Source organism: Candidatus Magnetominusculus dajiuhuensis (assembly GCF_046044395.1).
In the GTDB taxonomy this organism is placed as follows: domain Bacteria; phylum Nitrospirota; class Thermodesulfovibrionia; order Thermodesulfovibrionales; family Magnetobacteriaceae; genus Magnetominusculus; species Magnetominusculus dajiuhuensis.
Window position 1 is genome coordinate 1 of the sequence record NZ_JBJUSG010000123.1, and the last position, 10,599, is coordinate 10,599.

8 protein-coding genes are annotated in these 10,599 nt (G+C 41.8%); all 8 read left to right on the plus strand.

Annotated elements, in window-relative coordinates; genetic code table 11:
* The first annotated feature begins 395 nt into the window (after positions 1 to 395).
* From AB7D94_RS14100 to AB7D94_RS14135, 8 genes are read left to right on the plus strand one after another with little or no spacing between them, the layout of a single operon-like run.
* Positions 396 to 1,922, plus strand: a complete 1,527-nt coding sequence (locus AB7D94_RS14100) for a tetratricopeptide repeat protein (RefSeq protein WP_420266575.1) — start codon at positions 396 to 398, stop codon at positions 1,920 to 1,922.
* A gap of 5 nt (positions 1,923 to 1,927) precedes the next feature.
* Positions 1,928 to 3,958 (plus strand): PAS domain S-box protein, encoded by a 2,031-nt coding sequence (locus tag AB7D94_RS14105; protein WP_420266576.1) that lies wholly within the window; start codon positions 1,928 to 1,930, stop codon positions 3,956 to 3,958.
* Positions 3,959 to 3,988: 30 nt separating this feature from the next.
* Positions 3,989 to 4,267 (plus strand): nucleotidyltransferase family protein, encoded by a 279-nt coding sequence (locus AB7D94_RS14110; RefSeq protein ID WP_420266577.1) that lies wholly within the window; start codon positions 3,989 to 3,991, stop codon positions 4,265 to 4,267.
* Positions 4,267 to 4,623 (plus strand): HepT-like ribonuclease domain-containing protein, encoded by a 357-nt coding sequence (locus tag AB7D94_RS14115; protein ID WP_420266578.1) that lies wholly within the window; start codon positions 4,267 to 4,269, stop codon positions 4,621 to 4,623. Before AB7D94_RS14110 ends, AB7D94_RS14115 begins: the two co-directional genes overlap by 1 nt.
* Entirely contained in the window at positions 4,613 to 6,598 is a 1,986-nt protein-coding gene (locus AB7D94_RS14120) for a PAS domain-containing hybrid sensor histidine kinase/response regulator (RefSeq protein WP_420266579.1), read from the plus strand. The genes AB7D94_RS14115 and AB7D94_RS14120 overlap by 11 nt, the downstream gene beginning before the upstream one ends.
* On the plus strand, positions 6,592 to 7,677 hold the full coding sequence (locus AB7D94_RS14125; protein ID WP_420266581.1) for an HD domain-containing phosphohydrolase: 1,086 nt from the start codon (positions 6,592 to 6,594) through the stop codon (positions 7,675 to 7,677). The genes AB7D94_RS14120 and AB7D94_RS14125 overlap by 7 nt, the downstream gene beginning before the upstream one ends.
* A gap of 28 nt (positions 7,678 to 7,705) precedes the next feature.
* Positions 7,706 to 10,129 (plus strand): PAS domain S-box protein, encoded by a 2,424-nt coding sequence (locus AB7D94_RS14130; RefSeq protein WP_420266582.1) that lies wholly within the window; start codon positions 7,706 to 7,708, stop codon positions 10,127 to 10,129.
* Positions 10,126 to 10,512, plus strand: coding sequence for a response regulator (locus AB7D94_RS14135; protein ID WP_420266583.1), 387 nt, complete (start codon positions 10,126 to 10,128; stop codon positions 10,510 to 10,512). Before AB7D94_RS14130 ends, AB7D94_RS14135 begins: the two co-directional genes overlap by 4 nt.
* Positions 10,513 to 10,599: the final 87 nt, after the last annotated feature.

Genomic DNA, 10,599 nt, shown 5'->3' on the forward strand with positions numbered 1-10,599 from the left:
GCCTCTATGTGTGCCTTCCAATAACTGGACGCCTTTGAGACTGATACCTTCCCTTCCTTCATCATCATGAACCTCCTTGTTTCGGCCCATTATGACACCTGCTACTTCCCCTGTAAAGATGGGGTTTTCTTGACGCTTACTCTGGACAAGCCGGAATGACAGAAAGGGACAAGGATGGCAATAAACTAAGCAACTACCGCTTACTTATGACGGAGAACAAATTTACCGTGCCAGTTTTCTTCTTCAAGGAATTAAATACATAGGCAATTTATGTTATAATTACCTGAGTATATAGATCAATAGCGGCTTATACCGCCTTTTTCTTTTTTTTCGTTAACGGGGTGCCATCTTCACGGCGAACCATCTTCGTTAATAGGGGGCCATCAGGGAGCCATATGGAAGAACAGGGTAGTCTCGCACGTTTCATAGACAGGTGCGCAAAGCACTCTGCCACCAACACCACTGATGAGATTCTCAGGGGCAAGTTGACCATTTTAGTTTACGAAGGGTTCAGAGTTCTTCTCTTTGCAATTCATCACTGGCTGAGTACCACCGAGGGGATTGTTGAAATAGACCATGATAAGCTGGAAGAGTTGCTCGTGAATTTCGGCATATCAAGAGGGCTTGACCCTGATGAGACACTCGAAGCGGCAGAGATAATCTCGGCAACCATAGACAGCGCAGACATACAAGCGATAATAGACGAGATAATCATGAACTTTAACGGTTACACACCAAACAACACGCAGGTAACCTACGCGTATGACCGCCTTGAAAAGGCGTGGGCAATATTGGGGGACAAAAAGAGGGCTATCGAGTACGCTATCATGGTGCTTGAGATAGACCTTAAGACATACGGGCAATCGCACCCGTCAATTGCCGACAGATATAACAACATCGCCCTTGCCCTATATCGAATAGGCAATTACGACAAGGCCGTGGACTATTTTAAGAATGCCCTCAGCGTGGATATAGCTCTTTACGGCGAGGTCAACCAGCGCGCAGTCTGCCGATACAACAACATAGGTATGTCCTTACGGAGTGCCGGGCAGGCGTTGCTGGCCATTGAATACTATGAAAAGGCCTTAGAAATTGATAAAATTCTCCTTGGCGGCTCACACCCGGCCGTATCAATGCTCTACAACAATATCGGACTTGCATGGGGTGTGCTTGGCAACGCTCAAAAGGCGATAGAGTATTATGACATGGCGGTTTCCTCGTACAGCGAACATCCCGGGGAAGGCAGCTCAGACATCGCCGCCATATACAGCAACATGGGGCTGGCGTGGCGCGCCATAGGACAAACCGATAAGGCGATAGAGTGCTATACGAAGGCGCTGGAGTTAGATATAAAAATCTCTGGACAGGTCAATATAAACACAGCGAAGGACTATACGAATCTTGGCACGGCATGGAGCATCAAAAGAGACTTCAAAAAGGCGCTGGAATATTACACGCACGCACTGGAGATAGACATCGAAATCATGGGGGACCACCATCCCGACGTCGCGGTTGACTATAACAACATAGGCATGGCGTGGTGTTCGCTGGGGTTTATCCATAGAGGGATAGAGTATTACATGAAGGCAATAAAGATAGATGTGAGCGTTTTCGGAGAGGAACATGACTCGGTAGCCACAAGATATAACAATCTGGGACTGGCGTGGAGGAGCATGGGAGACCTCCAAAAGGCAATAGATTATTACGGCATAGCACTGAAGATAGACTTAAGCGTTCATGGAGAAGACCACCAGAGCGTTGGAAGGGATTTAAACAACCTCGGCTCGGCATGGAGCGAAATGGGCGACAGAGAAAAGGGTATAGAGTATTATACGAGGGCGCTAGCAATATTCACCCATGTCTATGGCGCTGAACATCCAAATACTGTAACCGTCAGGGATAATCTGAAGTCATTGAGGTGATCTATATGATGAACAAACAACAAAAAGGGAAAATACTTGTTGTAGATGACGACAAGTCTTTGCTCAAATCGTCAACGGCGATTTTAAAGGCAGAGGGTTATGACGTAGATGCGGAGCCAGAGAGTAAGGCGGCATTAGAAAGAATCCTTACAGGGAAATATGACTTAATAGTAAGCGATATCAAAATGCCGGATATGACGGGTTTGGAGCTGATAGCGGAGATCAGAAAGATAGGTTTTGAACAACCCATCATACTGATGACAGCCTATGCGGAGTTGCCGACAGCCATAGACGCCATAAGAAAGGGGGCCTATGATTTTTTACTAAAACCATTCAAACCTGAGGATTTCATCTCAGCGGTAGAGCGGGGGATGCGGTTTAGCCATTTACTGGATATTGAAAAAACTTATAAAAGGCATATAGAGCAACACGCGGAAATATTAGAAAAAGAAATCGCGTTCCGCAAAAATATAGAAATCCAGTTAAAGGAAAGCCAAAGAAAACAGCTTCAAATCTTTGAACAAGCCCCTGTTGGAATTGCAATCATCAACACCTATACCGGCCATATTATTCAGATCAATAGAAAATACTGTGAAATAACGGGGTTTTTGTGTGACGAGATGTTAAATCAGACATTTCAGGAAATAACGTATGAGGATGATATTCAGGCAGACTTAGCTAACATGAAGCGCCTCATAAACGGCGAGGTGGATGTGGTTACAATGGAAAAACGCTACATCCATAAGGGCGGTAATATTGTATGGGTTAATATGAAATGTGTTCTATTATGGACAGGTGATGATGTGCCGACTTACCATATATCAATGGTTGAGGATATAACAGAAAAAAAACTTATTGAGATTAAACTCAGAGAAAGCGAGGCAAAATACCGTCGGCTTGTTGAACTTCATCATGCGGGCATATGGGTTATAGATAAAGATGGTTGTACTACATATGTGAATCCGGCGATGGCAGATATGCTTGGCTATAAATGTGAAGAGATGATAGGCACACACTTGTCTGCCTTCGTGGACGAGGCCAGGGTTGAGGATATGAAACAAAAACTGCGGCGCAAGATGCAAGGTGTTGTGGAAGGTTATGAATTTGAGTTTGTAAGAAAGGACAGAACTCCAATATATCTGATGGTAGAAGCTACGCCAATAATTGAAGGTGGAGAATACGCAGGCGCGGTAGCCGCCATGATAGATATAACGCAGCGGAAAAAAATGGAAGAGGAACTGAAACAATTAAACACCAACCTTGAAAAAATGGTAGCAGAGGAAACAGGTAAAAGGCAGCAGCAGGAGCAAATGATGATACAGCAATCCAAGATGGCGTCCATGGGTGAAATGTTGGGGTTAATAGCGCATCAGTGGAGACAACCTCTAAATGCCATATCCTTGCTCGTGCAGGATGTTAAAGAAGCTTATGACTGCGGTGAACTTAACGGGGAGTATATGAAAAGCAGTGTTGATACAACAGTTGCTCAAACAATCTTTATGACAAAGACAATAGATGATTTCAAGAATTTTTTCATTCCGACAAGGGAAAAAATACATTTCAATGTAAAAACCGCCGTACAAGAAATCATCTCAATGTTTGAACAGATATTTAAGAAAAGTAGTGTAGATATTTCTATGAGAACTATGCAAAATACAATAGTATTTACAGATGGATATCCCAATGAGTTCAAACAGGTGATACTCAATATTCTGAATAACTCAAAAGACGCCATTACTTCAAGAAGAGAATCCGATTATAACATACAGGGAATTATAGAAATTTATATAAGCAACGATGAAGAAAGGGATAAGATAATAATTTCTCTGAGAGACAACGGCGGCGGTATTTCAGGACATATAATAGATAAAATCTTTGAACCCTATTTTACGACAAAGGGAAAAGCAGGCACAGGGATTGGACTATACATGTCAAAAACCATAATAGAGACGAATATGGGCGGCAGCCTTACAGTGCAAAACGTAGATGGTGGGGCGGAGTTTATTATAACGTTGGACGTGGGGCAGGATGTTTGACTGAGATATTTGGTATAATGAGAGAAGGTGATGATTCAGGAGATTGAAGACAAGATAGTGAATTTTCTCAAACCTCACGGGGTTAAGAGCATTGCTGTGTTCGGCTCTTATGGCAGGGGAGATTTTTCAAATGATAGCGACATTGATATTCTCGTTGAATTTTCGACAAGCAAGACACTCTACGATATAGCTGGCATTGAGCTGGATTTGTCTGAAGCGCTTGGGATCAAAGTAGATATGTTAACCGAACACGCAATCAGTCCTTATTTGATAGATAATATTAAGAAAAGTCTTGTGAAGATTTACTGATGAATAGAGGTAATTTAGTTTATATACAACATATCAATAATGCTATTTGCAGAATTGAGGAATACACGAAGGGTATGTTTATTATTGATGACTTCATTAACAATAAGTTAGTTCAGGCTGGCGTTATAAGGGAGTTGGAAATAATTGGAGAGGCAGCAAAGAGAATGACCTCAGATATGAGGGATAAATACCCTGAAATTCCATGGAAGTTAATGGCACAAGCAAGAGACAAATTAATACACCAGTACTTTGGGGTTGATATTCAAGTGGTTTGGGATACGGTAGTCAAGGCAATTCCAACATTGAAAGTACAAATTGAAGAGTTACTGGAGAGCGAGCAACTAAATGGAAGATGAAGACAAGACTAAAGACCAGTTGATAAATGAGTTATGTCTGATGAGGGAGATGTTAGAACAGTGCAATTACGCTGAACGGTATCTTCATGACAGAACAAGATCCCTTCTTACAGCAACCCTGGAATCAACTGCCGACGGTATCCTCGTTGTGGATATAGAAGGAAGAATAACTTACTACAACCAAAAATTCGTTGATATGTGGAAGATACCGGTGCCGTTATTACAGACCAAAGACGACGCTCTGGTTTTATCTTACGCGATTGAACAGTTAAGCACACCGGATGAGTTTATCAAAAAAGTGAATGAACTTTACAAAAACCCGTCAGAGACAAGTTTTGATGTTGTAGAACTTAAAAACGGAAGCATTTTTGAGCGGTACTCCCAGCCGCAAAAAATGGAAGACAAAATACTTGGAAGGGTATGGAGTTTTCGTGACATAACAATGGCGAAAGCGTCAGAGCGTAAGCTCAAAAAGAGTGAAAAAAGATACCGCCAATTGGTTGAACTTCACCACGCGGGTATATGGGTTGCAGATAAAGATGGTTGTACCACATATGTGAATCCGGCGATGGCTGCGATGATGGGTTACACTGCCGAGGAGATGATTGGACATAAAACAGAGAAATTTATGGACGATGAGGATAAACAAATATTCATTGCGAACACAAATAAACTACGGGATGGAATAATTGAGCAGGTAGAGACTAAGCTTAACAGAAAGGATGGCTCTAAACTATATATAAAGGTGGAGCCATCTCCTATATTTAACGAAGAAGGGGCATACGAGGGGGTAATTGGTGGAATAATTGATATATCCGCAAGAAAATTAGTTGAACAGGAACTTCGCCATGCCCAGAAGATGGAATCCATAGGACAGCTTGCCGGTGGGGTCGCCCATGACTTTAATAATATAATCTCTTCGATTATAAACTATGTGTATTTGATAAAAAGAAAAATTTCTGATATAACGAAGGAGGAATTACAAGACTTTGTGGACGAGATACGGGCGTCAGCGGAAAGGGCAGCAAATCTTACAAAAAGCCTGCTGGTATTTAGCAGAAAACATGTATTTGAGTTTCACACGGTAAATCTTGTTGATATTGTTAACAGAATGAAGCTGCTCTTAGTTAATCTGATTGGGGAGGATATTGAGTTAGAGATTAGTTTATCCGGTGATGATCTGCCCATATATGGCGACGGCAACCAGATTGAGATGATGCTGATGAATTTAGCCGCTAACGCCAGGGACGCGATGGTTAGTGGCGGAAAATTAGCAATTAGTTTAAAGAAAGTTAAATCCAACAAAAACTTTATAAAATTACAAAGCGTGCAGAAGTCGCAAGGGTACGCATTATTAAGAGTTACCGATACCGGCACGGGAATGGATGGTGAGATAATTAAGAATATCTTCGATCCATTTTTTACTACAAAAGAAGTGGGAAAAGGAACAGGGCTTGGGTTGTCTACGGTCTATGGAATTGTAAAACAGCACAAAGGTTATATAGATGTAAATAGTGAGTTAAACAAGGGGACAACTTTTTCAATTTATATTCCATTGATAGATAATTTTATAACAAACGCGGAATCATTGAGCCGTTGTGAGCCTGATTGTGGCAAGGGGCGCATTCTTGTCGCGGAAGATGATGAAACTTTAAGAAATGTTACATCTCAACTATTAACAAGGGCGGGCTATGAGGTAATAACTGCCGCGGATGGGGAAGAGGTTGTAAAATTGTATAGTGAAAACAATGCAGATTTAATAATAATGGATATTATAATGCCAAAAATGAATGGGAAAGCGGCATATGATAAAATAATAAAAATGAACAAAGACGCCAAGGTTTTATTTGTAAGCGGCTATACAGATGTTTATTTAGAGAATAAGCTGATTAAAGATGCCCAGTTTAATTATATTACAAAACCGATTGATGTAGGTAAGTTGTTAACTATGATTAAGGAGATGATAAATTGTTAAGCAAAAAGGGGAGAATACTTATAGTAGATGACGACAGGTCGATGCTGAAATCATCTATGATGGTTTTAAAGGCAGACGGTTATGATGTAGAGACTGAACCGGATAGTAAAAACGCGTTAGGTAGAATTATTTCGGGGGGATATGACCTGATAATAACCGATATCAGGATGCCAAATATCACGGGCCTGGAAATAATAGCGGATATGAGAAAAAGAGGCATGGAAGAGCCCGTAATATTGATGACCGCATACGCTGAGTTGCCGTCAGCCATAGATGCAATCAGAAGGGGGGCATTTGATTTTTTATTGAAACCATACAAGCCTGAGGATTTCATATTAGCAGTAGAGCGTGGGATGAGATTCAGCGATTTACTGAGGATAGAAAAAACTTATAAAAAAAATCTGGAACAAGAGGTATCTGCAAAGACAAAAGAACTAAGAGAAGCGTTTAGTACGATAACGGAATTAAACAACGAAATCATGTTTCGCCTGATAAAGGCGTCGGAGTATAAAGATCAGGAGACCGGCACACATATATTAAGGGTAAAGCAATACTCGGTACTTCTTGCCGAAGAATTGGGGCTGCCGAGGGACTTTGTTGATAGGACGGCATTTGTCAGCCCGCTGCATGATGTCGGCAAGATTGGCATCCCTGAAAATGTCCTGCTGAAAACTGAAAAACTAACGAACGAGGAGTTTGATCTGATAAAAACCCATGCAACTATTGGGTATGAAATATTACAAGGTTCAAACAACGAGCGGATACAGCTTGCAGCGGAAGTAGCGTTAAGCCACCATGAGAGATGGGATGGCAGCGGTTATCCTAATGGATTAAAAGGTGAGGAGATCATACTGGAGGCAAGAATAGTGAATATCTGTGACCAGTACGACGCGTTAATGACAAGCAGGCCATACAAGCCGTCATTCGGACATGACAAGACATATGAGATATTGACCAAAGGTGATGGCAGAACTATGCCCAGCCATTTTGACCCTAAAGTGCTGGAGGCATTTAAGAACTGCGCCAATATTTTTAAGGACATCTACGATGATAACAATAAACATATCCCGTACAGTTAAGGTATAATACAGGTGGGGTAGAGAGAACATGAAATCGGCAGAATTTAACAGGGCGTTAACCGCCCTTATGAAATGTAATAAGGTGATTCGTGAAAATCATGACGAACTGTCGCTGTTAAACGACCTGTGCAGGGTGATTGTTCAGGATGTGGGCTACAGGTTAGCATGGGTAGGATATAAAGAATATGATGAGGAAAGACACGTCTCTCCGGTGTCATCTTGTGGATTGAATGCTGGTTATGTAGAAAAAGCAAATATCGTATGGAGTGAGGAAGTAAGGGGATTAGGACCAACCGGAACATCCATTCGCTCAGAGAAGCCTGTGGTTTGCCAAAACATGACTACAGATGAAAAACTAAAACCGTGGAGAGAAGACGCAATCATGCGGGGTTACGCGTCTTCTATTGCCTTGCCGTTGATTATTGATGATTTTGTTATAGGCGCTTTAACCATTTACGCAATTGAACCTAACGCATTCAATACCGATGAGGTTGAGTTACTACAGGAGTTAGCAGCGAGTCTGTCATTCGGCATTTCACACATCCGCCAAAATAAGACCAACGAGGAAATCACTCATAGTCTTGGGGAAAGTGAACAGAGGTACAAGACTATTTATAATGAAATGGCTATGCCTATCCTCATAATCAATCCCGATACGTTAGAAATGAAAGACGTCAACGAAAAGGCATGTCTGTTTTATGGTTATTCAAGGGATGAGTTCTTAAAGAAGAGGCTTACAGATATACAAACCCTGCCTAAAGAAAAACTCCTTTCCATTGCCTCGGAAATAATCGGCAAGAAACGGGAGTTTTTAGCAACCAGCCATCGCACATCGTCTGGAGAACTAAGAGACATCGAGGTATATACCGGGGTTGTCACTATACAGGGGAAAGATTATGTCTGCTCAACAATTCACGATATTACACAGCGTAAGATTATCGAAGAACAGCGCGAACAGTTCCGCAAGTTTTTTAATAGCTCAGAGGATCTTATGGTGATGGCCGACCCAAATGGTGCCTTCAAAAGTACAAACCCAGCCTGCACAAAGGTCTTGGGTTATTCCGAATCAGAGCTTTTGTCAAAGCCGTTTATTGATTTCGTTCATCCTGATGACCGGCAGTCTACATTAGATGAAATGGCGCGGCAGATTCAAAGGGGCTATTCGCTGAACTTTGAAAATAGATATGTATGCAAAGACGGTTCTTTTCGTTACTTGTCCTGGCATGCCAATTTTATTGCGGAGGAAGGAATCACCTATGCCACAGCCCGGGACATTACCGACCGTAAGATGCTTGAAATTAGCCTGATAAAAGCAAGCGAGGTTAGAATAAGATTAGAAGAACGATATAAAAGAATTCTTTCTGCCTCTATTGAGGGTTTTTGGATGCTGGACATGGAAGGAAATATCCTGCAAGCAAATGAGGCATATTGTAAAATGTCAGGATATACACAAGAGGAGTTGACGCACATGAACGTAAGAGATATTGACGCGATAGAAACTCCTGAAGAAACAAAAAGACGCCTGATGACAATAGAGGAGATAGGGTGCGTCAGGTTTGAATCTAAACATAGGTGTAAGGGCGGCAGGATTATGGATGTTGACGTAAGTGTCAATTTTATCAAGCAAGACAACATAATGTTTTCATTCATAAGGGACATAACATCCCGTAAACAAATGGAAGAGGCGATAAGGCAGCAGAATCTGAACCTGCAAAAGAAAGTCGAAGAGGAGGTTGCCAAAAACCGCGAAAGAGATCAACTCGTCTACGAGCAATCCAGACACTTGTCTATGGGTGAGTTACTGGTCAACATATCTCACCACTGGAGGCAGCCGCTGTGTGGAGTGTCGCTTTCGGTTCAGGACATAAAGGACGCATATCTTCATAACGAATTAGACGGGCAGTATCTGAACAAAAATATAGAAATTGCCATGTCCGAGTTAAAATCATTATCTGACACCATAGATAATTTCAGGAATTTCTACATCCACGATAAAGAGCAAAAAGAATTCAATATATCAGATGAAATAAACAAAGCCGACGCCCTTATTGAAGGGTATGTCAAAGAGAGGGACATTGTTATCAACAAGGACTTAGACACTACTCTGACGACACGAGGTTATCCGAATGAGTTTGCCCAGGTAATCTTAAATATTCTAACCAATGCCAAAGACTCATTTGAAAGAATGGATCTTCCCGATGGTATTATAAAGATAAAATTATATAAGGACGGCGGCACAGGCAGGAAGATTATAACCATTATGAACAACGGCGGTGAGGTTGCCGAGGATATAATAAGCAAGGTATTTGATCCATACTTTACCACCAAGGACAAGACCCGGGGCACCGGAATGGGGTTATACATGGCAAAGGTAATAATCGAGAAAAACATGAACGGCACAATAGCGATGAGAAATAGCGATGGTTGGTGCGAACTGAGGATTGAGCTATGATGGACGAATCTGTATTAAAGGCAATAAGGGTGTTATATGCAGAGGACGACGTGTATATAAGGACATTGGTTGCCCGTTTTCTAAGGCGAAGGGTTGCCAAAGTCTTTGAAGCGGCTAATGGCAAAGAAGGTTTGGACATCTATACCTCAAACAAAGATGAAATTGATTTGGTGATAACCGACATTCAAATGCCTGTTATGAGCGGGATGGCAATGATAACGGCAATTCAGAAACTAAATGACACACAGCCGATTATAATAACAACCGGCTACAATGACGAACTCCATACAAGCGACAAGGTTTGCAGAAACATAATCAAACCCATAGACAATGATAAACTGATTGAAGCAATGCTGTGTTGTCTTGGTGTGAACAAGGGATAGTTCCAATACAGCAGCCTCACTTTTGTATAGTCGTCATTCCGGCTTGCAGACTGTGTCACAATAGTAAAGCAGCCCCCCCCCCCCCCC

Coding starts and splice junctions, on each gene's coding strand:
- AB7D94_RS14135 (WP_420266583.1), top strand. CDS start 10,126: ATGATGGACGAATCTGTATTAAAGGCAATAAGGGTGTTATATGCAGAG.
- AB7D94_RS14105 (WP_420266576.1), top strand. CDS start 1,928: ATGATGAACAAACAACAAAAAGGGAAAATACTTGTTGTAGATGACGAC.
- AB7D94_RS14130 (WP_420266582.1), top strand. CDS start 7,706: ATGAAATCGGCAGAATTTAACAGGGCGTTAACCGCCCTTATGAAATGT.
- AB7D94_RS14120 (WP_420266579.1), top strand. CDS start 4,613: ATGGAAGATGAAGACAAGACTAAAGACCAGTTGATAAATGAGTTATGT.
- AB7D94_RS14110 (WP_420266577.1), top strand. CDS start 3,989: ATGATTCAGGAGATTGAAGACAAGATAGTGAATTTTCTCAAACCTCAC.
- AB7D94_RS14100 (WP_420266575.1), top strand. CDS start 396: ATGGAAGAACAGGGTAGTCTCGCACGTTTCATAGACAGGTGCGCAAAG.
- AB7D94_RS14115 (WP_420266578.1), top strand. CDS start 4,267: ATGAATAGAGGTAATTTAGTTTATATACAACATATCAATAATGCTATT.